At 55.9% G+C, this 23,523-nt stretch carries 24 protein-coding genes; 6 read left to right on the forward strand and 18 right to left on the reverse strand.

Annotated elements, in window-relative coordinates:
- Positions 1 to 55: 55 nt before the first annotated feature.
- Positions 56 to 1,618 carry a Ppx/GppA family phosphatase gene (locus ACFIO0_RS12025; protein ID WP_390910637.1) on the forward strand — a complete coding sequence of 521 codons (1,563 nt, stop codon included), beginning with the start codon at positions 56 to 58 and terminating at the stop codon, positions 1,616 to 1,618.
- Positions 1,619 to 1,621: 3 nt separating this feature from the next.
- Here ACFIO0_RS12025 and ACFIO0_RS12030 read toward each other — a convergent pair whose 3' ends face one another.
- The 5 genes from ACFIO0_RS12030 to ACFIO0_RS12050 are packed head-to-tail and all read right to left on the reverse strand — an operon-like array spanning position 1,622 to position 4,828.
- Positions 1,622 to 1,960, reverse strand: coding sequence for a hypothetical protein (locus tag ACFIO0_RS12030; RefSeq protein WP_390910638.1), 339 nt, complete (start codon positions 1,958 to 1,960; stop codon positions 1,622 to 1,624).
- Positions 1,961 to 1,997: 37 nt separating this feature from the next.
- A complete protein-coding gene (locus ACFIO0_RS12035; protein ID WP_390910639.1) occupies positions 1,998 to 3,023 on the reverse strand; it encodes an endonuclease/exonuclease/phosphatase family protein in 1,026 nt (341 codons plus the stop codon).
- Complete coding sequence (locus ACFIO0_RS12040) at positions 3,023 to 3,703, reverse strand: TerB family tellurite resistance protein (protein WP_390910640.1); 681 nt, start codon at positions 3,701 to 3,703, stop codon at positions 3,023 to 3,025. The genes ACFIO0_RS12035 and ACFIO0_RS12040 overlap by 1 nt, the downstream gene beginning before the upstream one ends.
- 43 nt (positions 3,704 to 3,746) lie before the next feature.
- The gene (locus ACFIO0_RS12045) at positions 3,747 to 4,223 is read right to left on the reverse strand and encodes a GNAT family N-acetyltransferase (protein ID WP_390910641.1); all 477 of its coding nucleotides are present in this window, start codon (positions 4,221 to 4,223) and stop codon (positions 3,747 to 3,749) included.
- Entirely contained in the window at positions 4,220 to 4,828 is a 609-nt protein-coding gene (locus tag ACFIO0_RS12050) for a VOC family protein (RefSeq protein WP_390910642.1), read from the reverse strand. Before ACFIO0_RS12050 ends, ACFIO0_RS12045 begins: the two co-directional genes overlap by 4 nt.
- 466 nt (positions 4,829 to 5,294) lie before the next feature.
- Between ACFIO0_RS12050 and ACFIO0_RS12055 the strand changes: the two genes are divergently transcribed.
- Together ACFIO0_RS12055 and ACFIO0_RS12060 are read left to right on the forward strand one after the other, a co-directional pair.
- Positions 5,295 to 5,903 carry a tail fiber protein gene (locus ACFIO0_RS12055; RefSeq protein WP_390910643.1) on the forward strand — a complete coding sequence of 203 codons (609 nt, stop codon included), beginning with the start codon at positions 5,295 to 5,297 and terminating at the stop codon, positions 5,901 to 5,903.
- 109 nt (positions 5,904 to 6,012) lie between these two features.
- A complete protein-coding gene (locus tag ACFIO0_RS12060) occupies positions 6,013 to 6,627 on the forward strand; it encodes a tail fiber protein (RefSeq protein ID WP_390910644.1) in 615 nt (204 codons plus the stop codon).
- A 53-nt stretch (positions 6,628 to 6,680) separates the two neighbouring features.
- Here ACFIO0_RS12060 and scpA read toward each other — a convergent pair whose 3' ends face one another.
- Together scpA and ACFIO0_RS12070 are read right to left on the reverse strand one after the other, a co-directional pair.
- Positions 6,681 to 8,810, reverse strand: coding sequence for a methylmalonyl-CoA mutase (scpA, locus tag ACFIO0_RS12065; RefSeq protein WP_390910645.1), 2,130 nt, complete (start codon positions 8,808 to 8,810; stop codon positions 6,681 to 6,683).
- Positions 8,773 to 9,648: a hypothetical protein gene (locus ACFIO0_RS12070; RefSeq protein ID WP_390910646.1), complete on the reverse strand. Its 876-nt coding sequence runs from the start codon at positions 9,646 to 9,648 to the stop codon at positions 8,773 to 8,775. Before ACFIO0_RS12070 ends, scpA begins: the two co-directional genes overlap by 38 nt.
- Positions 9,649 to 9,873: 225 nt before the next feature.
- Between ACFIO0_RS12070 and ACFIO0_RS12075 the strand changes: the two genes are divergently transcribed.
- Positions 9,874 to 10,329, forward strand: a complete 456-nt coding sequence (locus tag ACFIO0_RS12075; protein ID WP_390910647.1) for a DUF4174 domain-containing protein — start codon at positions 9,874 to 9,876, stop codon at positions 10,327 to 10,329.
- Between the two features lie 66 nt (positions 10,330 to 10,395).
- Here the strand turns inward: ACFIO0_RS12075 and ACFIO0_RS12080 are convergent, their stop codons facing one another.
- The 8 genes from ACFIO0_RS12080 to ACFIO0_RS12115 all read right to left on the reverse strand — a co-directional run bounded on the left by ACFIO0_RS12080 (position 10,396) and on the right by ACFIO0_RS12115 (position 16,781).
- Positions 10,396 to 12,441, reverse strand: a complete 2,046-nt coding sequence (locus tag ACFIO0_RS12080; protein ID WP_390910648.1) for an acetyl-CoA carboxylase biotin carboxylase subunit — start codon at positions 12,439 to 12,441, stop codon at positions 10,396 to 10,398.
- 360 nt (positions 12,442 to 12,801) lie between these two features.
- Positions 12,802 to 13,008 carry a hypothetical protein gene (locus tag ACFIO0_RS12085; protein WP_390910649.1) on the reverse strand — a complete coding sequence of 69 codons (207 nt, stop codon included), beginning with the start codon at positions 13,006 to 13,008 and terminating at the stop codon, positions 12,802 to 12,804.
- 337 nt (positions 13,009 to 13,345) lie between these two features.
- Positions 13,346 to 13,696, reverse strand: coding sequence for a hypothetical protein (locus tag ACFIO0_RS12090; protein ID WP_390910650.1), 351 nt, complete (start codon positions 13,694 to 13,696; stop codon positions 13,346 to 13,348).
- Between the two features lie 66 nt (positions 13,697 to 13,762).
- On the reverse strand, positions 13,763 to 13,909 hold the full coding sequence (locus tag ACFIO0_RS12095) for a hypothetical protein (protein ID WP_390910651.1): 147 nt from the start codon (positions 13,907 to 13,909) through the stop codon (positions 13,763 to 13,765).
- 214 nt (positions 13,910 to 14,123) lie between these two features.
- Positions 14,124 to 14,501 carry a DUF6497 family protein gene (locus ACFIO0_RS12100; protein ID WP_390910652.1) on the reverse strand — a complete coding sequence of 126 codons (378 nt, stop codon included), beginning with the start codon at positions 14,499 to 14,501 and terminating at the stop codon, positions 14,124 to 14,126.
- Entirely contained in the window at positions 14,498 to 14,899 is a 402-nt protein-coding gene (locus tag ACFIO0_RS12105; RefSeq protein ID WP_390910653.1) for a cupin domain-containing protein, read from the reverse strand. Before ACFIO0_RS12105 ends, ACFIO0_RS12100 begins: the two co-directional genes overlap by 4 nt.
- A complete protein-coding gene (locus tag ACFIO0_RS12110; protein ID WP_390910654.1) occupies positions 14,900 to 15,244 on the reverse strand; it encodes a hypothetical protein in 345 nt (114 codons plus the stop codon).
- Positions 15,245 to 15,248: 4 nt separating this feature from the next.
- Positions 15,249 to 16,781: a carboxyl transferase domain-containing protein gene (locus tag ACFIO0_RS12115; protein ID WP_390915333.1), complete on the reverse strand. Its 1,533-nt coding sequence runs from the start codon at positions 16,779 to 16,781 to the stop codon at positions 15,249 to 15,251.
- A gap of 181 nt (positions 16,782 to 16,962) precedes the next feature.
- On the opposite strand from ACFIO0_RS12115, the gene ACFIO0_RS12120 reads away from it, so the two are divergent.
- Both ACFIO0_RS12120 and ACFIO0_RS12125 read left to right on the forward strand, forming a co-directional pair.
- A complete protein-coding gene (locus ACFIO0_RS12120; RefSeq protein WP_390910655.1) occupies positions 16,963 to 18,186 on the forward strand; it encodes a Bcr/CflA family efflux MFS transporter in 1,224 nt (407 codons plus the stop codon).
- Positions 18,187 to 18,257: 71 nt separating this feature from the next.
- A complete protein-coding gene (locus ACFIO0_RS12125; RefSeq protein WP_390910656.1) occupies positions 18,258 to 19,658 on the forward strand; it encodes a short-chain fatty acyl-CoA regulator family protein in 1,401 nt (466 codons plus the stop codon).
- On the opposite strand, the gene ACFIO0_RS12130 is transcribed toward ACFIO0_RS12125, so the two are convergent.
- The 3 genes from ACFIO0_RS12130 to betB all read right to left on the reverse strand — a co-directional run bounded on the left by ACFIO0_RS12130 (position 19,655) and on the right by betB (position 23,513).
- Complete coding sequence (locus ACFIO0_RS12130) at positions 19,655 to 20,308, reverse strand: thermonuclease family protein (protein WP_390910657.1); 654 nt, start codon at positions 20,306 to 20,308, stop codon at positions 19,655 to 19,657. The two genes, ACFIO0_RS12125 and ACFIO0_RS12130, sit on opposite strands and share 4 nt — an antisense overlap.
- Before the next feature lie 97 nt (positions 20,309 to 20,405).
- Positions 20,406 to 22,055, reverse strand: a complete 1,650-nt coding sequence (gene betA / locus ACFIO0_RS12135; protein WP_390910658.1) for a choline dehydrogenase — start codon at positions 22,053 to 22,055, stop codon at positions 20,406 to 20,408.
- On the reverse strand, positions 22,056 to 23,513 hold the full coding sequence (betB, locus tag ACFIO0_RS12140) for a betaine-aldehyde dehydrogenase (RefSeq protein ID WP_390910659.1): 1,458 nt from the start codon (positions 23,511 to 23,513) through the stop codon (positions 22,056 to 22,058). It lies immediately after the preceding gene.
- Between the last annotated feature and the right edge of the window lie 10 nt (positions 23,514 to 23,523).

The following is a 23,523-nucleotide window of genomic DNA, read 5'->3' on the forward strand; positions in this document are numbered from 1 at the left end:
AACACAATTGACCGCGCCGCGCGCGATGGTCCAAACTATGCTCCAAGGGGGAGCCATGACGTTAAACACTGATTCTGGCCAATCCGAACTCGCAAACACTGATTGGGGCCCGTTTGGCCGTCCTTTGTTTGAAGACCCAAGCGTGCGCGCCTTGTCGCGTGTCGGGGTTGTCGACGTGGGGTCGAACTCGGTTCGGTTGGTGGTGTTTGACGGCGCGGCCAGATCGCCCGCCTATTTTTACAACGAAAAGATCATGTGCGCCTTGGGGGCCGGCCTGTCTGAAACGGGTATTTTGAACCCAAGCGGGCGCGCGCGCGCGCTGTCCGCCTTGTTGCGTTTCAAGCATTTGGCAGATGGCATGGGGTTGCCCGCGCTTACAATCGTGGCCACGGCAGCGGTCCGAGATGCAAGTGACGGGCCCGATTTTTGCGCCGAAGTTCAAGCGCTTACCGGTCTGCGTATTTGGGTCGTCGACGGCAAAGAAGAGGCGCGGCTATCTGCCCAAGGCGTTCTATTGGGATGGCCTGGATCATACGGATTGGTCTGTGACATCGGCGGATCATCAATGGAATTGGCCGAAATTTCGGATGGCCGCGTGGGCCGTCGCGTGACATCAAACCTTGGGCCGCTCAAGCTGACGGACATCAAGGGCGGCAAAAAAGGCCGGGCCGCACACATCAAACAAACCATGACTGAATTAGCGGACGCGATGGGCACGCAAACCGATCGATTGTTCCTAGTAGGCGGGTCGTGGCGCGCGATTGCACGAGTCGACATGCACCGGCGTGGCTATCCTTTGCATGTTTTGCACGAGTACCGGATGAGCCCGTCATCTGTCGTCAAAACGGCCAACTACATCGCTGAAAATGACACCGAAGTCATCCGCGCGGCGTGCGGAATTTCTTCGGCGCGGATGTCGCTGGTGCCTTTGGCCGCTGAGGTTTTGAAGCGGTTGGTCAAGACATTCAGACCGAAAGACATCGCCGTCAGCAGCTACGGTATTCGCGAAGGGATGCTGTACGAACAGATGCCCCAGCGCCTGCGGGATCGCGATCCGTTGATCGAATCCTGTCGCTTTTCCGAAGCCAAGGACGCGCGCCTGCCCGGCTTTGGCAAACGGCTGTATGACTTTATCCTGCCCCTGTTCAAATCCGAACCAGAGGCACGAAAACGCCTGATCCGCGCGGCCTGTTTGTTGCACGACGTCAGTTGGCGCGCGCATCCCGACTACCGCGCCGAGGTTTGTTTTGACAATTCGACCCGTGCCAATCTGGGGGGGTTAAAGCACTCCGAACGCATCTTTTTGGGCTTGGCATTGCTGCACCGATATTCAAATTCACGTGGCAGTACACGGTTTGACAACCTTGTTGATCTGATCGATCCCAAGATGCAGCTAGAGGCCGAAATTGTCGGCAAAGCCATGCGCTTTGGTGCAATGTTGTGGTTGCAAAAAGGGGCGGAACGCGCTGATTTCAAATGGTTTCCAAAGAAAAAGCAGCTAGAATTGCGCCTGTCTGCGGATACAGCACCGCTTTATGGCGAGGTTGCAGAAGCACGGCTTCAGTCGTTGGCAAATTCCATGCAGGCCGAATTACAGGTTAAGATCAGCAAGAAATAGGCGTCAGATTTCTGTTTCGCCCATTGGGTTCGCGTCGGGTTCACGCCGGATGATGATATCACCGTTTGGCAAAATTTCTGGTGCTTCATAGACGCTCCAGTCGTCGACTTGGTCCATCAAATCACCTAGCGCAGGGCCCATCTGGGTCGCAAAATCTTGCAACGAGGGACCGACCTGTTCGGCAAAGCCTTGCAAGCCATCCATCGCCGGTTCGACCTCTTGCAACAGCCCCTCGAAAAACAGCTGAACGCCGCGTTCCATCAGCGACAAACCGTCGGTTTCATCGGCCAGCGCGGGGGTGGCGGCGGACATCATAGCGATCAGGGTAATTGCATGTTTCATCAGAACGATATGGGACCTGTCGCGGAAATTTCAATTCCTACAGGTCGACATCCAAGGTCACCGGGAAATGATCTGACGCGGTCACCAAGGCATCACGCAGCTCCGGACGTTTCCAACAATCGGGATCATCAAGAGGATGCCAAATACGCCACTGCGCGTCCTTGTTTTTGATGTCTGGCGACACCATCACGTAGTCAAGCAGGGCTTGTAGGAACCGTTTTTCCTGCCTGATCCAAAACCGCGAGGTCGTCGGCATCGCCGCAAGTTTGCGCGACAAGGCCATGCGTGCGTGCGGATCAAACAATTGCGCTTGATCATCGCGACCCAATAAAATCTCAACCGAAGAGCGCCCGAACAGGTTTTCGTATTCATCCAGACCCGGACCGTCGTTCATGTCGCCCATCACAATCAACGGCGTTCCCGCGTCAAGATGGGCGGAAATCCGTTGGCGCATCCAGATCGCTTGGGCCAATTGCTTGCGCCGATTGGCGATGGAAAAACGCATCACCTCGTCGCGATTATCGGCCCCATGCGGGGCCTTGGATTTCAGATGCGCACCGATAATGTGAAACTCGAAACCGGATTTTGCGGTCATCCTCAGCTCTAGCGGCGGCTTGGAAAAGCGGACCAAATCTTCGGTCTCGTCCACGTCCAGATCAATGCGAAACACACCGTCAAAACGCGGCGCATCACGCCCGCCGGATTTGCCGACGATAACCCCTTGCGGATCATGTTCCGCGCTGAGCACGTCGGGGTCATACAGCATCGCGATCTCTTGCTGCGTGTCGTTGTTAAATCCCATCACAGCCTTGCGGGCACGCAGATCAAAATGCGCTGCAAAGGTTTCGAGCGCGGCAACCGTGTCGCGTTTGCGATTGTGATCCGGGGCTTCGATGATCATCACGGCGTCTGCGTCCATCGCGCCAAAGACAACACCCAAAGCCTGCGTTTGCTGCGCACGCGTAATGTTGTAGCGCGCCGACCAGCCACCATCCATCAAAAGCGCGCCATCATCATCGAACAGGCTGTTCATCCATTCGACGTTGTAGGTGGCAAGGCGCATCAGGCGGCCCCGCTTTGGATGTCTTCCCACGCGCGATTGATATCGACCAAGCGTTTGACGGCAAGTTGCACTGCTTCTTCTGGCACACCGCGTGCGACCATTGCGTCAGGGTGGTTTTCGCGGACCAGCTTGCGCCACGCTGCGCGAATGTCATCAGCAGCCATTTCCGGCGTCACCCCTAAAACCGTGTAGGGGTCGGTTTCAGCATCTGGCACAAACCGCGCGCGCAATGCTTTGAATTCCGGGGCCCCAACTTCGAAAATCTCGGCGACACGTTCCAGGAATGCGTCCTCGTTGGGATGGTAAAACCCATCGGCCATGGCGATGTGGAACAACCCTTCCATCAAATCACCCAGCGTGTGTGGGTCGCCTGCGAACATCGACTGAATGCGGGCGGCGTATTCTTCGAAACCGGCAACGTCCTGACGCGCCAGATTGAACACGCGCGCGGCCCCTGCTTCGTCCGCCGCGGCGATGTGGAACACTTCGCGAAAGGCCGTCACCTCGTCGCGGGTCACCTGCCCGTCGGCTTTGGCCATCTTGGCCCCCAGCGCGATCACGGCAATTGCAAACGCCACACTGCGGTCAGGCCGCGTGCGTAATTTTTCAAAAACGCTCGACAATCCCTCGCCAGAGGTGAGCGCAGCAAGCGCTTCGGTGATACGGGTCCAAATCGACATGCGCACATCTTAGCGGGTGGCGCAGGAAGTGTCAGTGGGCGTTTTACAAGATTTTCTGCATCAGTACCAAATCATGCCAGTCGCCGTTTTTGCGACCAGCCTGTTCAATCACGCCAACATGTTGAAAATCAATCGTTTTGTGGAATGCTATTGCGCTAGAATTGGTGCCACTGATCGCGCCCACCATCACGTGATGACCTGCAACAATCGCCGCAGACATTAATGCATGCATCAAGTGCGATCCCAATCCGTTCCCCTGCGCGGATGTGTGCAAATAAACGGTATGTTCAACTGTCCGCGCATATCCGGGGCCACTGCGAAACGGGCCAACAAGGGCAAAACCAGCGAATGCGCCGTTGTGTTGCGCGACATGAACCAATCGGGCTGTGTCGGCAATTATTTGCCGGATTTCGTCTTTGGTCTTCGGAATCGTCGTGAATGTAATCGAGGTGTCCGCGATGATGTGATTCCACAGCGCTGTGATCGCGGGTGCATCGCTGGCGTTGGCGGTTCGGATCACAACAGGCGCGGCCCGTGCGGCGTATCGAATTCGGCGCGCATACCGCACGCACCGACTTCATACGCGATCCGGTCGTCGCTGAGCACTTTGCCAAGGTGATTGGCCAAATCATCGGCCTGCGGGTGTGATACTGTCAAACGCGTCAACCGGCACCCGGACGGAGCCAACCGCGTCGCAGGATGATCGGATGTGTTCCATCGAATCAACGCCGGACACAGATTGTCGAACGGCAGCAGACCACTGTCTGGCACCACCATGTCCCAACGCAAATCGCCCCGCTGCAAGGCGACCGGTGTGCCGATCCCGTCCGGCATCAAGGCCATGTCATGAGGCAAGTCATCAGTGCGACAAATCCAATTCGTCAGCTGTGCAGGGCCCTTGAACTGATCCAGATTGAACCACCGTGGTTGATCCGGAATTGCCGCATCTGGATTGATTGCAATCGCCTCTAGATACAGTCCGTCTTCTAGACCCAACAGCGTGTTATGCGTGTGAAACACCGCGTGCGCGCCACCGGGCTGCATTTTGACGCCAAGCGCGTCTTCGACAAAAGCTGTGGCCTCGGCCAAAGTTCTGCCAGATACCGCCAAATGATCTAACAACATAATTTGTCCTTTGTGTTCGGCCCCTTTGAACAGCATTGCAGCAAAATTGAATAAGTACGAGAGGTCTTGGGATTTGTGGCAAGGGGGCGCAACAGGTGCCCAATTACTATGCAATTGGGCGGCGCGCATTTAAAGCGAGCTATAATAAACGCTATCGTGAGAGCCTAAGCCTGGCACCAACTGACACAAAACCGAACATCATTCGATGAGAGACAATTCCATCTGGTGGCTTTCGGTTTCCGAAATCTTTACGAAAAAATTCCCGTAAATTACTGTAAAAGAGTAACTATTTCCAAAATTGAATGAACACCAACATTCTACGTGTTGTTGAATGTTGACAGCGCAGGGGTCTGGATGGCACGGTTTGTTCATGGTTCGTAACGATTAGTTAAACTCAAACTTATTTGCAGGGCAAACGCCCAAAATTTATTAGGCTTTTGCTCCCTGACAAACAGGGAAACATAAAATGACAAAACTCAAAACTCTAAGTTTGAGCGGAATGGCAGCGTCTGCTGTACTTGCGCTCGGCTTAAGTGCGGCACCGCAATCTGCCGCCGCACAAATCTACACAGGCGAAATTTTTCCAGTTGGGTTCAATTTTTGCCCCCGGACAACAGCCGCTTTGGACGGCCAACTTTTGGCGATTTCAAGCAATCAAGCGCTGTTTTCGCTATTAGGTACGACGTACGGCGGCGATGGTCGCACGACATTTGCGTTGCCTGACATGCGCGGTCGCACGACAATGCAACACGGCAATGGCCCTGGCCTTTCAACCCGTCTTTTGGGTCAACGTGGCGGCGACACATTGCTTTATGCAAACGTCAATAATCTGCCTGCACATTCCCACCCAGTTGGCGCTGTCATGCAAACTGGCGACAAACGCGGACCCGGCACTGATTTCTATGCGATCCCTTCGGATGACGCGCTGACCTTCACCGACGGGCCTGCGGACGTTGCCATGGACCCCGCGATGATCCAGCCAACAGGCAGCAGCCAGCCGCTCCAGATTGCACAACCGTTCTTGGCAGTGAACTGGTGCATTTCAATGTACGGTGTTTACCCATCGCGGTCATGATTTTAGATTTGCGCAAACTGCCACGGGCGGCTGCGCAAGGGCATTTTCACCTCACAGACTTTCAAGGCGAACACTCGATTTACGCTCTTGAACCACAAGGAACTAAATTATGAAAATTTCTGTTAAAACATTGATTGGCGGCGCAAAAATTGCGGCTGTCGCGACATTGGGCATGATGGCGGCCCCGCAATCAGCGTCCGCTCAATCATTTTACATCGGCCAGCTTGTGCCAGGTGGGTACAATTTCTGCCCACGCGGATCGCTCGCAGCAGACGGACAAATTTTGCCTGTTTCGTCCAACACGGCGCTGTTTTCCTTGATCGGTACGATTTATGGCGGCGACGGGCGCACAACAATGCAACTGCCTGATCTGCGTGGGCGCGCGCCGCTTCATGCTGGCAACGGACCGGGCCTGGCATCCCGCCCTCTTGGCCAAAAAGGCGGTTCCGAAACAGTAACCATGACAACGGCCACAATGCCCTCGCACAATCACTTGGTCGGTGCTCGTAACAAACGTGGCGACAAACGCGGCCCGGGGACAGATTTTCCAGCACCATCAAGCGTCACAGAGCAAAGCCTCTACTCTGAAGGTCCGGCAGACGTAACAATGGATCCGGCAATGATTCAAAACACCGGCGGTGGTCTACCGATGCAAATCATGAACCCATATTTGGTCATTCAATGGTGCATTGTGACCGAAGGTACCTATCCATCACGGAGCTAATCCGGCGGATCAAAACATGTTTAAGGGGCCCCATTGCTGGGCCCCTTTTTTTGTCACTTACGTGTTGTGCGAATGATGTCGAGGATTTCTGACGCCGCAATTGGAATATTGGTGCCCGGCCCAAAGATCGCTTTGACGCCATTGTCGTACAGATACCGATAGTCCTGCTGCGGGATGACCCCGCCACAGATCACGATGATGTCTTCGGCACCCGCGTCCTTTAGGGCTTGGACCAATTGCGGTGCCAGCGTTTTGTGACCCGCTGCCTGGCTGGAAATACCAATCACGTGCACGTCGTTGTCGACCGCGTCTTGGGCTGCTTCGGCAGGCGTTTGAAACAACGGCCCCACATCCACGTCAAACCCGATGTCCGCAAATGCCGTCGCGATAACTTTAGCCCCACGATCGTGGCCATCTTGCCCCATTTTGACGACCAGCATGCGCGGGCGCCGCCCCTCGTCTTCGGCGAAATCCTCAACCGATTTCTGGATCGCGGCAAAGCCTGCGTCGCCTTCGTATGCAGCGCCATAAACGCCGGCGAGGGTCTTAACTTCAGCGCGGTGACGCCCGAAAACTTTTTCCATCGCCATGCTGATTTCTCCTACGGTTGCGCGCGCGCGCGCGGCTTCAACGGCAGCTTCTAACAGGTTGCCGCCTTCGGTCGCGCAGCGGGTGATGTTTGCCAAAGACGCCTCGCATGCGGCAGTGTCGCGGCTGGCGCGGATGCTTTCGAGGCGGGCAATCTGGCTGGTGCGCACGGCATCGTTGTCGATATCTAAAATGTCGATCGGATCTTCTTTGTCGAGCCGGTATTTGTTGACGCCCACGATAACTTCACGGCCGCGATCGATGTTGGCCTGACGGGTTGCTGCGGCTTCTTCGATCCGGAGTTTGGGCATGCCAGACGCCACCGCCTTGGTCATGCCGCCCATTTCCTCGACTTCGCCGATCAGCTTCCATGCCGCTTCGGCCAAATCATGCGTCAGCTTTTCAACATAATAAGAACCAGCAAGCGGGTCGACCACGTTGGTCACGCCGGTTTCTTCTTGCAAAATCAACTGCGTATTACGGGCAATCCGGGCGCTAAAATCAGTGGGCAAAGCGATGGCTTCGTCCAGTGCATTGGTGTGCAACGACTGGGTGCCACCAAGGGCCGCGGCCATGGCTTCGTAGGCGGTACGCACAACATTGTTGTAGGGATCCTGTTCTTGCAAAGACACGCCAGAGGTTTGGCAGTGGGTGCGCAGCATGCTCGACTTCGGGTTCTTGGGCTCGAACTCTTCCATAATGCGGTGCCACAACAGCCGGGCGGCGCGCAATTTGGATGCTTCCATGAAAAAATTCATGCCGATGGCAAAAAAGAACGACAAGCGTCCTGCGAATTGGTCCACATCCATGCCAGCCGCAATCGCGGCCCGCACGTATTCGCGACCATCCGCCAGCGTAAACGCCAGTTCTTGGACTAAGTTCGCGCCAGCCTCTTGCATGTGGTAGCCAGAAATCGAGATCGAGTTGAATTTCGGCATGCCATCAGATGTGAATTCGATGATGTCAGACACGATCCGCATCGAGGGTTCAGGCGGATAAATATAAGTGTTGCGCACCATAAATTCTTTGAGAATATCGTTCTGGATTGTGCCCGCGAGCACCGATTTGTCGTGCCCTTGTTCTTCGCCCGCCACAATAAAACTAGCCAAAATCGGGATCACGGCACCGTTCATCGTCATGGAAACCGACACTTTGTCGAGCGGGATGCCGTCAAACAGGATCTTCATGTCTTCGACACTGTCGATCGCCACGCCAGCTTTGCCGACATCACCAACAACACGTTCGTGATCGCTGTCGTAACCCCGGTGCGTGGCCAGATCAAACGCAACCGAAACGCCCTGTTGGCCAGCGGCCAAGCCACGACGGTAAAATGCATTAGATTCTTCGGCTGTGGAAAAGCCCGCGTATTGACGGATCGTCCATGGGCGCCCTGCGTACATCGTCGCCTTAACGCCGCGCGTGTACGGTGGTTCGCCCGAAATTGAACCCAAGTGGGTCACATCCGCCAAATCGTCTTTGGTATAGATCGGCTGAACGTCGATCCCTTCCAGCGTCTTCCATGTCAGATCTTCGACGGGGCGACCGCGCAATTCGCCCTCAGCTAGGCTGCGCCATGTGTCTTTCTTGGATGTCATGATTATGTCCTTTGTTGATGGCACCAGCTGGCGGGATTTTCCCTGCTCTTGTCCGGGCCGTGTCCTCTGTCAGTGTTGCCAATCTGTCTGCTCCGGCGGTTAACCAGAACATGTCGTCGGCGTAATCTTCGCGCAAAGCGGCGGTTTGGGCCGCATCAAATGGGTGCCAGCGCCCGATGACCCCATCCAATTCAGGGGCGGCAATTTTTCGGGCTTTCAAGATTTCGCGTAATTCCGTTGTGTTGGGGGCACGGTTCAACCATTCGTCCGTGCCATTTTTAGGTGCATCACATCCAGCAATCGCACGCAGCATTGCGTCGGGGCGACCGGCAAAGCGTTCAAACGGTAAAACGGCCACGTCCGCACCATCGACCGCGCAAGACAGATCAGTAATCACGTCACGCCAACTGCGCGTGCTGGCCGTCATCCCATCAAATGCGACGGCACGTAACATTGGGTGACCGCGCGCAACCCCGTATGCCGAACAGGACGCCCAGTACAAATCCTGCGCTCGTGTGTTCAGAACGACCCGGCTGATGCGTCCCTCAAATGCAGGGGCAAACCGCGCCATACGCTCACCAATAGCCGGATACAGGCTTCTGCAACGCAGATTGGAACGGACCGATCCGATCATGTTTTCATCGCTCACGATCAGCGTTTTCACACCGTCTTTGGCGGCGCGGTCCAATTGCATTTGGATGCGGCCGTGTGCGCGTGCTTGCGTACTGCGTCCTGTATAAGTGTTGGGCTGGATCCCCGCGAACAGACCAGAGCGGGTACGCGGTGGTCCCCAATACATCACGCCTTTGGCCCGCAACGCCGATCTGTTGCGCGTCATATAGCTTTGAAAAGTTGTGGATCCGGTGCGGTGTGCGCCAAGATGTAAAATAACGTCCATAGTGCGGCCAGCCCTATTTCGAACGACCGCCCCGTTCGGCCATGTACCGGGGATTCTTCCCGTCATGACACCAAACCTGTTGCAATGGGTTTAATGTTAAAAATGCGCAGATAGGCCATCGAATTCGCTGAGAATAAGCCTATGTTCGTATCAACAGGAGTTGAAATGAAACGCACATTATCCATTGTTATTGCGACGCTTTTTGCCACTTGCGCCGTCGCCCAGGACACCAGTTTATCGCTTGAGGACACAGTCTTTGTGACGCAAAGTGAAGCCAATTTGAACGAATTTGTCTGGAAAAAACGCCCCGTTGTGGTCTTTGCAGACAGTGATGCAGACCCGCGATACGGCGAACAAATCGAATTGTTGATGGCCAACCTGCCTGATTTGGCCGAACGCGACGTGGTGGTTTTGACCGACACGGACCCTGCGGCGCGGTCCGAATTGCGCACGAAATTGCGCCCACGCGGGTTCATGTTGGTGATCATTGGCAAAGATGGCGATGTAAAGCTGCGCAAACCTTTGCCGTGGGACGTGCGTGAAATCAGCCGGTCGATTGACAAAATGCCGATGCGCAAACGTGAAATACGCGAACAAAGACTGGTACCCAACGACGGCTGAGCACCCCGCCTCTTTCCAGAGGCACAGCGCGACAGGCGCGCTATGTTTGTTCGCAATATCATGGAGTTATTCGAATTCCATGATCACTTCGTCCACCGCAAGACTGGCACCCGCGCTGGCGTTGATCGCAGCGACGATACCCTTCTTTTCGGCGCGCAAGATGTTTTCCATCTTCATCGCCTCGATGGTGCACAGCGCTTGGCCTTCCTGAACCTCTTCGCCAATTTCGACGTTCAGTTTGACCACCAGACCCGGCATCGGACACAGCAACAATTTGGATGTGTCTGGCGCGACTTTTTCTGGCATCAGCAAGGCCAGCTCGGCTTGACGAGGGGTGCGCACGTGCACTTTCATATCGGCCCCGCGCGTACGGATGCGGAAACCACCACTGATTTTGCCGACTTTCAACACCAAAGGCGCGCCGTCGACGATCATCTGCGCCAGCTGATCACCGGGCGTCCAAAGGCCTGTCACGCGCATACACGTGCCATCCTCGAACGTCACGTTTGAACCGTCGCGATCCGCGCTGATCACCATGCCAAACGATGCCCCCTGCAACGTCACGTTCCAATCGGTGCCGACTTTGCGTTCGTGATTGTCCATCCGGCCCGTCACACGCGTGCGGCGGATTTCGGACACCCGGTTCATGGCAGCTGTGGCGGCAGCAATGCGGCGCAAGTCATCCTCTGCCAGCTCAACCCCTTGGAAACCTTCGGGATATTGTTCCTCGATAAAGGCCGTTGTCATTTCGCCAGCGATAAAAATCGGGTGGTCCATGACCGCAGACAGGAAGGGCAAGTTGTGGCCGATGCCTTCGACCTCAAAGCTGTCGAGAGCCACGCGCATCGCCTCAATCGCCGCATCGCGGGTTGGGGCCCATGTGCACAGTTTGGCGATCATCGGGTCATAATACATGCTGATCTCGCCGCCCTCGTAGACGCCGGTGTCGTTGCGCACAGCCACGTCCGCAGACGGCGCATCACCCTGCCATTTGTCATTGTCGAGCAACGGCCCAGCGGCCTGTTCCATCGGCGGGCGGTAGCGGGTCAAGCGGCCAATGGATGGCAGGAATCCGCGATACGGATCCTCGGCATACAGGCGGTTTTCGATGGCCCAACCGTTCAGTTTCACGTCGGATTGCTTGATGCTGAGCGGTTCACCGTTGGCGACGCGGATCATCTGTTCCACCAGATCGACCCCAGTGATCAATTCGGTCACAGGGTGTTCCACCTGCAAGCGCGTGTTCATTTCCAGAAAGTAGAAGTTCTTGGCCCCGTCCACAATGAATTCTACCGTGCCAGCGCTGGCATAATCGACCGCTTGGGCCAAGGCGACGGCCTGTTCGCCCATGGCTTTGCGGGTGGCTTCGTCCAGAAACGGGCTTGGAGCTTCTTCTACGACTTTTTGCTGACGCCGCTGGATCGAACATTCGCGTTCCCCCAGATAAATGCCATTGCCGTGGCTGTCGCACAGGACTTGGATTTCGATGTGGCGCGGTTGGGTGATGAATTTTTCGATGAAAATCCTGTCATCGCCAAAGGAATTCGCCGCCTCGTTTTTAGAGGATTGAAATCCTTCGCGGGCCTCTTCGTCGTTCCACGCGATGCGCATGCCTTTGCCGCCGCCGCCTGCGGATGCTTTAAGCATCACGGGATAGCCGACCTCATTTGAAATCTTGACCGCCTCGTCCGCGTCCTCGATCAGACCCATGTAGCCGGGGACAGTGGAAACACCGGCCTCTTGGGCGATCTTTTTGGAGGTAATCTTGTCCCCCATCTTTTCGATTGCGCCCACAGGGGGGCCGACAAATGCCACGCCTTCGGCAGACAGGGCTGAGGCAAATTTGGAGTTCTCGGACAGGAAACCATAGCCCGGATGCACGGCCTCTGCGCCCGAGGATTTCACCGCTTCCATCACTTTGTCGATAACGATGTAGGATTGGTTGGCCGGGGGCGGACCAATGTGCACCGCCTCATCCGCCATTTGCACATGCAACGCCTGCTTGTCGGCATCAGAATAAATGGCGACCGTGCCGATGCCCATTTTGCGGGCCGTTTTGATGACGCGGCAGGCGATTTCGCCCCGATTGGCGATCAGGATCTTTTTGAACATGTGCAGTCCCCGGTATTTGAGAATTCGTTTGAGAATGTTTTTTGATTGGACAAACGCATTTGACCGCCCCGAATGAACGGGACGGTTACTGCGATTTTAAAGGATGTGGCCGCCAGACGCGGCCCTTGGATCAGTTCGCCGTGAGCGGGCCCAGCGGCGATATCGTGCCACGACTGGATGCGTCGGGCTTGGTGCATGCGCCAGCCAACATGGCGGCGGACACTGCAAAAATGCAGATTACTCGTTTCATAAAACTTGCCTCTCAATTGGGCTTTTGGTGCCCATTGAGTGCAGTCTAGCGCAGGCTTACGCAACTTAAACGTGCGTAAGTCAGAATTTATGAAACGTGGCGCGCCTGCATCAGTTGCATTTGCTTGGGTAGGCTTGGCAGTACAAGTAGTTGCCCGCAGCGCCGATGGCCGCACCCTTAAGCGGGCTACCGTCTGTGATGACGGCCACACCCGCACCTGCGGCACCACCGATAAGCGCTTGGTCTGTGCCTGTGTCTCCGCAGGCTGATAAGCCCAAAGTTGCGGCGGCGACGAGGGTCCATACTTTGAATGACATTTTACTACTCCTGTATCTGTTCGCACATAAAAGTGCGCAGACATCAGATGTGGCGGTGTCTTGCGATCTTGTCCAGTAACGGGCTTTGAATCGGCAGAAGACCGCCAATAACCTGATTTAGAACAGAAAAAGACGGGCGAACAAACGCGGGGTAGCGCCTGCCGCCCGTCAGGGGAAGGGGTTCGGAAATGGTGCGCACGTGCCACATAAATCTGGGACATGACCCGTGCAAAATCAGGTTTGCACGCCACCACCGCTCGCGCCATAGCAATACACGCTATACGCGTAAAATCGGCGGAGCCCTGCCGTTTTTGGGGATGCGCAAGCAACAACACGCCTAAACCTCGCCCATACTCTCGGGAAACGACGCGCGTGCGATGTTGGGATCAATCACCAACAGCGCCTCGTAGTCCTCTGGATCAAAGTCATCGGTTGCAGGAATCACTTCGCGTCCGAACAGCCAACACAAACGGCCTGCATCCAGGTTGCCGCGCTCGAACGGTTGTTCGCCGAATTGTTCCCACAACGCTTTCATGAAACCAGCATCAGCGCGCCGGTCCGCAGGCTTGCGGTCGCGTTTGCGTTCACGACGTGTGATCGGCGTCACCCCTTTGGGGTTGGCGCGGCGCAGGGTAAATTGAAAATCTGTACCGGTCAGACGGCCCGGAAACCCGCGATGTTTTAGCACGGCGCACCTCCTGTCAAAAGGAGGCTGGTCGGGGTGGGCGCGAACGCCCGCCCCGTAAGTTCGGTATTACTTGTATTTACCGGTGTATGTCGGCTCAACCGAGATCGGCTCTGGATCAACCACGACAAATTCTTCGACCTGCTGCTCGCGCGCACAGGCAGCAACCGCGGCGATAAAGCCGAATGTTGCCAAAAGTTTGATGCTCTTTGACATCTGAGTCTCCTGTCACTTAAAAAATGACGAATGGACGCAACACGCGCCCCTCGCCTTGGTACTGAGGTAAGGAAATCTTGGATTTTCCTTGGGGCATATGTACTGGAAATTGTGTCAAAAAGATATCCACAGGCAACGGATGCGCGGATTTGTGTCGCCAGCGCATCAGGTGCCCCTTTGGATGAGCTGTGTGGCGCAACATATTGTGGTTGCATTAAAAAGCCTCCCAGATGCAGGTGTGGTTTTCGACCCTAAAGGCGTCGAAAAATTGTGTGGCTTCGGGATTTGTTGCCCCGAATTCCGTGACTTGGTCAGACAATGAGATAATAATCATGTCCGCGCTCAGGTCATATTCGCTCATGTAAGGCAAGGCCATGGTTTGGCAAAGATGCTCCATGTCTAGCCCTGCTTGTGCGTAGGTGATGTCGCCGTTTTCGCGCGCAATTTGCGGCGCGATAAACCGAAAACGCAGCCAGTTTTGCGCGTTCACATCGTCGATCAACACCTCGTGCAAGGCGACAACCTGACCTGACGGAACGTCTTGGGCATGCGCGGCGGAGGCTGTCAACAACAGGGCGATCAAACGTATCATGGGGCGTCTTCGCCTTTGGTGGCGAATTCAGCCGGAGAAATTATTTCGATCAATTCCATATCGTCTGAATGGCGCACCTCTCGGTGGCGAATGCCAGAGGGCTGCAACACGCAAGACCCCGCGCGCAAAGTGTGCTCGCCAGTGCCTTCGTACTCAAAAACAACCCAACCTTGGGTGACGTAAACCATCTGGAAGTTCAGGTCATGGGAATGCCATTGTGCGGGACTTTCCAAACCCGGGACGGCGCGAATAACATGCGCCCCATAGGCCCCCGCCGTTGCAGTGTTGATCCCCAGATCGCGGTATTCAAAAAACGGACGCAGACCAGCGCCGATGAATTTGCCCTCATCCGCATGCGAGATCGTGAAGGCTTGATTGTCGAAAATGGCATTGCTCATCTAGGGCCTCCGGCGATCTTGCGAACAGCGCAGCCAGCGGGCACGGTTCTCTGGGTCTTCCAGCACGGCTTGGATTTGCTCAATGGTTTTCGCGCTTGTGGTGCCCAAGACGCGGCCCCCCGCGATAACCTCTAGCTGATCGCTACCTTTGGTGATCTGCACCACTGGTGAAAAGCCACGCAGGTTTTGCAAAGCGCGCCACAAATCCTGACGGATTTGACTGACCAAACGCACCATGTTGGCGTGCGGCAACGTGGTTACTGCTTGTACATCAAAACGTGCGGGCAACTGACGGCTTAACGTCACTTGCCCCTCGTCTTTTTGAATATGCCAACCACGCGCCATCAGATTACAACGGAATATTGTCGTGTTTTTTCCACGGGCTTTTCAATGACTTACCCCGTAGCGAAGCAAAAGCGCGGCTGACCCGTTTGCGGGTAGAACGTGGTTGGATCACCTCGTCGATAAACCCGCGTTCGGCTGCGACAAACGGGTTGGCAAAGCGCGCCTCGTAGTCTGCGGCGTGCTGCGCGATTTTGTCGGCGTCACCCAAATCGGCACGGTGAATAATCTCGGTGGCACCTTTGGCCCCCATCACCGCGATTTCGGCCGTTGGCCACGCGTAGTTGAAATCACCGCGCAGGTGTTTGGACGCCATAACGTCGTAGGCACCACCGTAGGCTTTGCGTGTAATTACAGTGACTTTGGGCACTGTCGCTTCGCCGTATGCGAACAACAGCTTGGCACCGTGCTTGATAACGCCGCCGTATTCCTGGGAGGTGCCAGGCAGGAACCCCGGAACATCGACCAGCGTCAGGATCGGAATCTCAAAGGCATCGCAGAACCGCACGAAACGCGCCGCTTTGCGCGAACTGTCGATGTCGAGGCAGCCCGCCAGAACGGTCGGTTGGTTGGCGACAACGCCCACAGATTGCCCTTCGAGCCGGATGAAACCGGTGATGATGTTCTTGGCGTAGTCTTCTTGGATCTCGTAGAAATCCGCCTCGTCCGCGATTTTGTGGATCAATTCTTTCATGTCGTAGGGCGTGTTCGGATTTGCCGGGATCAGCGTGTCCAGCGATGCCTCAACGCGGCCCGGTTCGTCAAAGAACGGGCGGACAGGTGGTTTTTCGCGGTTGTTCAGTGGCAGGAAATCAACGAGGCGGCGGACCTCGGCCAGTGCCTCAACATCGTTTTCGAACGCGCCATCTGCCACGGATGATTTTTTGGTGTGGGTGGAGGCGCCGCCCAATTCTTCGGCTGTAACAACTTCGTTGGTGACAGTTTTCACCACGTCAGGGCCGGTTACAAACATGTAAGACGTGTCTTTGACCATGAAAATAAAGTCGGTCATAGCGGGGCTATACACCGCGCCGCCCGCGCATGGGCCCATGATCAAGCTGATCTGCGGTACGACGCCAGAGGCCAAAATATTGCGCTGGAACACTTCGGCGTAGCCCGCGAGGGATGCCACGCCCTCTTGGATTCGTGCACCACCCGAGTCGTTGATGCCGATCAAAGGCGCGCCATTTTGCATTGCCATATCTTGGATTTTGCAGATCTTTTGCGCGTGGGTTTCAGACAATGATCCGCCAAAAACGGTAAAGTCCTGAGAGAACACGTAGACCATGCGTCCGTTGATTGTGCCCCAGCCCGTCACAACGCCATCACCCGCAGGCTTTTGATTTTCCATACCAAAATCGGTACAGCGGTGGCTGACGAACATGTCGAACTCTTCGAAAGAATCCTCATCCAACAGCAGCTCGATCCGCTCGCGCGCCGTCAGCTTGCCACGCGCGTGTTGTGCGTCGATCCGCTTTTGACCACCACCCAGACGCGCTTGCGTACGACGGTCGTTCAACTCTGTCAGAATATCTTTCATCATCAGCCCCACTAGCAATTTCGTAACAATATACGTGTAAAAGGTGCAGGCTCCCAGCGCCATTGCGCATATTTGCAAAGTCTATGCAGATGGTGTTTTGCAAAGTGCAAACATGCAAATATTTGACCTAATGATCCGCTCTTGGTGGACAACCCTACAAACGCGGAATAGCTGTTAACACATGCAAAACAAACCAGTGATCCGGTTTCTGGATCGCAGCACTCCGCCTCATATTTTCACACTTATCTTCATGGCTGGCATGTCCGCTATGGTGATGAATATGTTTTTGCCAAGCTTGCCGCAAATGTCCACGTTCTTTGGCGTTGACGATGGGGTGATGGCGCTGTCGGTGCCGTTGTTTTTGTTCGTCAGCGCAATTTTGCAAATCTTTATCGGCCCAGTGTCGGACCGCATGGGGCGCAGGCCCGTATTACTGGTCGGCATTGCGATTTTCATGCTGGCAACCATCGGCTGCATCTTGGCCACGAACATCACGGTATTTCTGATCTTTCGCATGATCCAGGCCGCCATCGCCGTTTGCATGGTGCTAAGCCGCGCGGTCATTCGCGATTCATTTGACCAAGAACAATCGGCCTCAATGATCGCTTATGTCACGATGGGCATGGCCGTGGTGCCAATGATCAGCCCGGCGATCGGTGGTTTTTTGGACGAATTATTCGGATGGAAAGCCAACTTTTGGGCATTTTTCTTTGTCGGCGGTGCGTTGTTCGCACTGGTTTGGCGCGATTTGGGCGAGACGGTCAAACCGTCAGGCCTGACGTTAACCCAGCAGTTCAAAGAATACCCCGAGCTGCTGCGCTCACCCCGATTTTGGGGATACTGCATGGCATCGGCCCTAAGTTCGGGCGCGTTTTTTGCCTATCTTGGCGGCGGCCCTTTTGTTGGATCCGTGGTGTTTGGCATGTCCCCAAAATGGGTCGGGGTTTTCTTTGGCGCACCGGCTGTTGGTTATTTCGCGGGCAACTGGATCACCGGGCGCAACGCAAAGCGTTTGGGCGTCAACAAGCTGATTTTGTGGGGCGCAATCGCGGTCAGCTGTGGCACGGCGTTGATGCTGGGCTTGTTCTTGATTGGCTTTGGCTCGCCCCTCACCTTCTTTGGGCTAATGACCTGTGTTGGTTTGGGAAACGGTATGGTCATTCCAAACGCCACAGCCGGCATGCTGTCCGTGCGACCACATTTAGCTGGCACGGCATCGGGCTTGGGCGGCGCAATAATGATCGGCGGCGGCGCGGGATTGGCGTCTCTGGCGGTGTTTTTGCTGAAACCCGAAACAGGGGCATACCCGCTGATCCTGATCATGATGTTCACGTCTATGGCAGCGGTCGTCGCGATCCTTGGGGTGTACCGACGCGAGGCGCGCATAAAGGCCAGCGGCAACTGATCGTTACGTCCTTGCGCCCTTAACTTTGCAAAGCTACGCTAAGTTATCTGCAAAGTTGCAAAGGTGCCCTGATGGCGACCCAAAAACTATACGCTGGCGCCAAGCTGCGTGAATTGCGCACGCGCATCGGTCTGACCCAAAAGGATTTTGCCGCCAAATTGGGCGTCTCCTTGCCCTACCTCAACCAGATGGAAAACAACAATCGCCCCGTCAGCACGTCGGTGGTGTTGGCCCTTGCGCGCGAATTCGGACTGGATGTGACCGAACTTAGCATCGGTGACAGCGAACGGTTGGTCAGCGACATGCGCGAGGTTTTGTCCGATCCAGTTTTTGCATCCGACATGCCGCCAATGGCTGATCTGCGCCTGGCTGCATCCAACGCCCCTGCCCTTGCCCGCGCGTTTATCGAACTGCATCAATCCTATCGCCAAACCCACGAAAGGCTCGCGTCACTGGACGAAGCATTAGGGCGCGAAGACGCCCGCGCGCGGCCCAGCCCGTGGGAAGAAGTGCGCGATTTCTTTCACTACTGCGACAACTACATCGACGCGATGGACCGCGCGGCCGAACATTTTGCGAGCTCCGAAGGCGGCTATGACAACATTCGCGTGGCCGCCGTGGCGAGCCTAGGCCAGATCGGTGCAAAGGTTGAATTTACCGACACGGATCGATTGCGCAGCTACGATGCAACCACCAAGACCCTGTCGATTTCGGTGCGCGCGGCCCCTGAAACCCAGACGTTTCAATTGTTGCTACAGGTCGCGCTGCTACGGCAAAACCCGCTGCTAGAGGCGACGTTGGATCTCGCGCGTTTTCAAACGCCTGCCGCACGCGATATCGCCAAAATCGGCCTTGCGAATTATTTTGCCGGTGCCGCGTTGATGCCCTACACCGCGTTCTTGCAAGCTGCCCAAGAGAGCCGCCATGATGTGGAATGGTTGGCCGGGCGTTTTGGCGCATCGATCGAACAAGTCGCGCACCGTTTGTCGACGTTGCAGCGCCCTGCGGCCAAGGGCATTCCATTCTTTTTCGTGCGCGTCGATCAGGCAGGGACAATCACCAAACGCCACTCAGCGACGCGGTTACAATTTGCCCGATTTGGCGGGGCTTGCCCGTTGTGGAACGTGCACCGCGCATTCGAAATGCCGGGGCAGTTCCTGCGCCAGATGGCGGAAACACCCGACGGTGTACGCTACATCAGTTTGGCCCGCGACGTGTCCAAACACGCCGGCCGCTACGGCGCGCCGGTGCGTCGTTTTGCAATCGCGCTGGGTTGCGAAGTCGGGCATGCGGGGTCGTTGGTTTATGCAGATGGGTTGGATCTAAACCGCGCTGACGCCTTTGAACCCATCGGGATTTCCTGCCGGATTTGCGAACGCAAGCAGTGTCATCAACGCTCGGTTCCGCCGTTGGAACGGCAATTGCATGTGGATGCGGACACCCGCGATGTTTTGCCCTACGAGGTCCGCTAGCGGCGTGACGCGCGCCAGCCTGCTTTGATTGCATCGCTGGATGAACAAAACCAGCGTTCGCCATTGCGCGTGCTGATCCCGGTGCGATCGTAAAACGCTTGACCCGGAACGTGGAAAATTCGCGTCCCATCAACCGAGATATTGCCCTTGATCACGCAATCACGGTCGCGCGGAATACGCCCGTTTGTCTGGGTGTTGCGAAACTGGCTCGGGTTCTGAACATGGCTCGCGTGTAGCCCGCGATTACTGATCATCGCGCCCTTTTCATCAAGGTCATAGGCCATCGAATATTTGCGGTAGGCAAAGGCCAAACCGTCCGCCACAAAAGCGCGCCCAATGTCCTGGCCTGCGACAGTGCAAGTCGCAACCACGCGGTTGTACCGGTCGATATCGGTTTGAACGCAGTGCGCAATTTGACCCTGAATGCGCTGGCGCACCTGTTCATTGACCCACAGCCCACAGGCCCAATCCACACCTTGTTCAGACTGGCAATGTTGATCTTTTTCCGGCGCATCAATCCCGTGAATACGCACGCGCACAGCACCCACGTCGATCGTGTCGCCATCAATCACCAGCACACGACCAGAAAACTCGGCAGCGGCAATCTCGGGAAACAAAAAGAGAACAAAAGCGATACAAAATCTAAACATACTGCACAGATGCGCGTTCTTTGCACACTTATCAAGGGAAACCGACCAACTTCCTTAACACTGCATGAGAAAGTTGGTCGCTGTTAACGTTTGCCGTTTACCTTTGGGATGTTTCCCAGTCGGGATTTAGCCACGGTTCATCGTTCGATTTAGGCAACGGGTCACGCCCCAAAATGTGGTCTGACATCTTTTCACCAACCATAATCGACGGCGCGTTCAGGTTTCCGTTGGTGATACGCGGAAAGATCGAGCTGTCAGCGACACGCAAACCCTCGACGCCAATCACAGCGCCATGCGGGTCAACCACCGCCATCGGATCATCGCGGCGGCCCATTTTGCAGGAACCACAAGGGTGATACGCGCTTTCCACATGCTCCGAGATAAACGCATCTAATTCTGCGTCTGTGTCGACATCGGCACCGGGTTGGATTTCGTGTTTTACGAACGGCTTAAACGCCTTTTGTGCGAAAATCTCGCGCGTGAGGCGGATACAGGTGCGGAAATCCTCCCAATCGGACGGATCAGACATGTAGTTGAACAGGATTTTTGGCGCGTCCGCAGGATCAGAGGATCGCAATGTGACCGCGCCGCGAGACACCGATCGCATCGGGCCGGTGTGCGCTTGGAAACCGTGCCCTTCGGCGGCGGCCTGACCGTCGTATCGCACTGCAATTGGCAGAAAATGGTACTGAATGTCAGGGTAATCAACACCGGGTTTCGAGCGGACAAAAGCCGCGCTTTCAAATTGGTTCGATGCCCCCAAACCGGTCTTTAGGAACAGCCACTGCGCGCCGATCACTGCTTTGGACAGCAGGTTCCAGTGTTTGTACAGCGTGATCGGTTTGCTGGCGGCCATCTGAATGTACAGCTCCAGATGATCTTGCAGGTTTTGACCGACGCCGGGACGATCCGCGATCACCTCGATGCCGTGTTCCTTCAGGTGCGCGGCAGGCCCGATGCCCGACAGCATCAGCAGCTTGGGCGAATTGATGGACGAAGCCGCGATGATCACCTCGCGATTGGCTGTGACGGTCTTGCCGCCAGCCAAAGCAACACCGGTTGCGCGCCCGTCCTTGATGATGATTTTGTCGACCAAACCGTTCATCAACGTGCAGTTCTCATGCTTTAGCGCGGGGCGCAGATAGGCATTGGCCGCAGACCAACGACGGCCATTGAAAACGGTTTGCTCCATCGGGCCAAAGCCCTCTTGTTTTTGGCCGTTGTAATCCTCTGTTGCCTCATAGCCTGCTTGTTTTCCAGCCTCGACAAAGGCCTTGAACAACGGATTGTTGCGGGGGCCTCGGGTGACGTGCAGTGGTCCGTCAGTGCCGCGCCATTCAGCGTCGCCGCCGTGCCCGTTATCGTCCCAGTTTTCCATGCGTTTGTAGTAAGGCAGCACGTCGGCGTACGACCAACCGTCAGCGCCGCTTTCGGCCCAGTGATCGAAATCTTTGGCGTGACCGCGCACATAGACCATGCCGTTGATCGACGACGAACCACCGATGACTTTGCCGCGCGGACAGGCCAGTTTACGCCCCCTCAAATGCGGTTCCGGTTCGGATTCGTAGCCCCAATCGTACCGCTTCATGTTCATCGGATACGACAGCGCGGCAGGCATCTGGATCAGCGGACCAGCGTCGGTTCCACCGTGTTCGATGACCAGTACGGATTCGCCCGCCTCGGCCAAACGGTAAGCAATGGCGCAACCCGCACTGCCCGCCCCCACAATTACATAATCTGCATTCATTTAAAACGGAGCCTCGACGTCACCCATGCGCACATAGACGGATTTCAATTGGGAATAATGGTTGATCGCCGCCTTGGAATTTTCACGGCCCACACCGGACTGTTTGGAACCGCCAAACGGAGCCTCGACCGGCGCGTCGTTGTAGGTGTTGATGTAGCAAGTGCCCGCTTCAAAGTTGGCCGCAACACGGTGCGCGCGGCTGATGTCTTTGGTAAATACGCCTGCGGCCAACCCGAATTCTGTGTCGTTGGCGCGCGCCATCACGTCTGCTTCGTCCTCGAAATCAAGGACTGCCATGACGGGGCCAAAAATTTCTTCGCGTGCGATTGTCATGTCGTCTGTGACGTCTGCAAACACTGTTGGTTCGATGTAAAAACCGTCTTTTTCCAAGCGGTTGCCGCCGTAGGTGATGCGTGCGCCTTCGGCTTTGCCTTTTTCGATGTAGCCCAGCGTGATGTCCAATTGGCGCTGGCTGACCATTGGGCCAAAGCTGGTGGCGGGGTCTTGGGGGTCGCCAATCACGGCGGTGGCAAGGCGTTCGGACAGACGTTTCAGAAATGCCTCTTTGATCGATGTGTGCACGAACACGCGGGTGCCGTTGGAACAGACCTGACCGGAGGAATAGAAGTTGCCCAAAATCGCACCGCTGACCGCGTTTTCAATGTCTGCATCCTCGAACACGATCATCGGGGATTTGCCGCCCAGTTCCATCGTGACGTGTTTGATGCCAGCTGCTGCTGCCGCGTACACTTTTTTGCCGGTCGGGACTGATCCGGTGAGTGAAACCTTATCGACGCGGTCGTCTGTGACCAGTGCCGCGCCCACATCACCCAAGCCCTGAACAACGTTGTAGAGGCCCGCAGGCAGGCCTGCTTCATGCAGAATTTCGGCGACTTTCAAGGCGCACAGCGGTGTGGTTTCGGAGGGTTTGAACACAACGGAATTGCCGCAGGCCAGCGCAGGTGCGCCTTTCCAGCAGGCGATTTGCGTGGGGTAGTTCCACGCACCGATGCCGACGCAAACGCCCAACGCTTCGCGGCGGGTGTAGACCCAGTCTTCGCCCAGTTGGATGTGTTCGCCGGTCAAGGTCGCAGCCATGCCGCCAAAATATTCCAGCGCGTCCGCCCCGCTGGTCGCATCAACAACGGAGGTTTCTTGATAGGGTTTACCCGTGTCAAAGGTTTCCAAAACCGACAGGTCGTGGTTGCGTTCGCGCATGATTTCAGAGGCGCGGCGCATGATACGGCCGCGTTCTGTTCCGGTCATCGCGGCCCATGCGGGTTGCGCGGCTTTGGCGGCGGCCAATGCTTGGTCGATGATCGCAGGGGTCGCGGAATGGATCGTTGCGATCTTTGCGCCCGTGGCAGGATAGATCACATCAAATGGCGTGCCGGCGGTGTCTTCGACGTATTGACCGTTGATGAAGTGGCTGGCGGTGGGTTGCGTTGGATAGGTCATTTAGGTCTTT

The sequence above is a fragment of the Pseudosulfitobacter sp. SM2401 genome (assembly GCF_042932805.1).
Classification (GTDB): domain Bacteria; phylum Pseudomonadota; class Alphaproteobacteria; order Rhodobacterales; family Rhodobacteraceae; genus Ascidiaceihabitans.